Below are 1674 nucleotides of genomic sequence, written 5' to 3'. Positions count from 1 at the left end.
AGGGTCGGCAGCGGCGCCCCGGTGTCCACGCGGACGACCTGGCCGGGCTGCAGACGGGTCGGTTGACGGGATCCCGCGGTGATCCGCCCCACGACGGGCAGTCCGGCGGGCCCGCCGGAGGCGTCCCCGGCGTCATCGACCGGGCCGCCGACCCGGATGTCGACACTGCGGACCGCGTACCCGTCGATCGCGGACTGGTCGAACGAGGGCAACGGGCGCTCGGCCACCACCTCCTCGGCACACAGCAGGCCCTGCGCCTCCGAGATCGACACGCGTACCGGTCTCGGGGCGACCGCGGCCGCCGTCACCAGTGCGAGCTGTTCCTCGACGGAGCGCACCAGGTGTCCCCTTCCCGTACGAAAGTCGCTGACCGTGCAGCGGTGTCACGCCACAGCGGGCGGGCCGACCACCGGGTCCCTGTGGGAGAGGGTAGCGCCCGGTCGGCACCATTCCGCGGCGACGGCGCCGTCAGCGGCCGAGCCGGCCCTCCAGCCACTCCCGGAGCTCGTCGGCGTAGGCCGGGTTGTCCAGGGCGAAGTCCACGCAGGCCTTGATGTACCCGCCGGGATTGCCGAGATCGTGCCTGGTGCCGTCGTGGACCACCACGTGGACCGGGTGCCCCTCGTTGATCAGCAGGTCGATAGCGTCGGTGAGCTGCAGTTCCCCGCCGGCGCCCGGCTCGATGCGCCGGAGCGCGTCGAAGATCGCGCGGTCGAGCACGTACCGCCCGGCCGCCGCGAGGTTGGACGGCGCGTCCTCGGCGGCCGGCTTCTCGACCATGCCGAGCACCCGCTTGACGGCCGGATCATCCGTGTCGGAGACCTCGAACACCCCGTAGGAGGAGACGTCCTCCGGGCTGACCTCGAACGCGCACAGGACACTGCCGCCACGTTCCGCGCGGACCCGTGACATCCGGCCCAGGATCCCGAACGGCAGGACCAGGTCGTCCGGCAAGAGCACGGCGACGGCCTCCTCCTCGTCACCGAGCACCGGCTCCACCTGCGCGACCGCGTGCCCCAGACCCAACGGCTCGTCCTGGCGCACGTCCACCACCTCGATGAGCCCGGGGGCGCGCTGGACCTTGTGCAGCAGGACGTCCTTGCCCCGGTCCGACAGCGTGTCCTCGAGGACCAGGTCCTCGGAGAAGTGCGCCATCACGCCGACCTTGCGCTCGGAGGTCACGATCGCGAGCCGACCCGCTCCCGCCTCGGTCGCCTCCTCGGCGATGAGTTCGATCCCCGGGGTGTCCACCACGGGGAGCAACTCCTTGGGGACCGTCTTGGTGGCGGGCAGGAACCGGGTCCCGAGGCCGGCGGCCGGGACGACCGCGGTCCGGAACTGCGAGTCGGGCGAGGCGTGGGACGTCATGGCGTACACCATAGACGGCGGACCGGGCCGCTACGTCCGGACCACTGACGGCACACTGGGGTGATGGATCAGGACAAGTCCGCGGTACGTCGTGCGGTGCGTGTGCGCCGCGCGGCGGTCCCCGCGTCCGTGCGCGCCGAGCGTGACCGGGCGATCCGCGAGCACCTGGCCTCCGTGGTGACGGAGGGGATGGTGGTCTGCGCGTTCGTTCCCGACGACGACGAGGCCGGCGGACCGGATCTGCCGGAGGCGCTCGCGCTGGCGGGGGCGCAGGTGCTCCTGCCGGTCTCCCCCACTGTGGGGCCG

At 72.6% G+C, this 1674-nt stretch carries 2 protein-coding genes and 1 pseudogene; 1 reads left to right on the top strand and 2 read right to left on the bottom strand.

The genetic code is table 11. The annotated features are described in order from the left end of the window. Positions 1-338 (bottom strand): annotated as a pseudogene (locus G6017_RS13745) (molybdotransferase-like divisome protein Glp); the annotation flags it as partial. Between the two features lie 130 nt (positions 339-468). Further along, positions 469-1368, bottom strand: a complete 900-nt coding sequence (locus tag G6017_RS13740) for a UTP--glucose-1-phosphate uridylyltransferase (RefSeq protein ID WP_182617844.1) — start codon at positions 1366-1368, stop codon at positions 469-471. A 63-nt stretch (positions 1369-1431) separates the two neighbouring features. On the opposite strand from G6017_RS13740, the gene G6017_RS13735 reads away from it, so the two are divergent. Next, positions 1432-1674 (top strand): 5-formyltetrahydrofolate cyclo-ligase (locus tag G6017_RS13735; RefSeq protein WP_524536300.1); only part of this gene is annotated, 243 nt, incomplete at its 3' end.

The organism is Dietzia sp. B44, from assembly GCF_014145245.1.
Taxonomy (GTDB): Bacteria; Actinomycetota; Actinomycetes; order Mycobacteriales; family Mycobacteriaceae; genus Dietzia; species Dietzia natronolimnaea.
This window is presented reverse-complemented; position numbering and strand designations above follow the sequence as displayed.

What these genes read in the sequence shown, in the direction of transcription:
- G6017_RS13740 (WP_182617844.1), bottom strand. Translation starts at nt 1,368, where the DNA reads ATGACGTCCCACGCCTCGCCCGACTCGCAGTTCCGGACCGCGGTCGTC.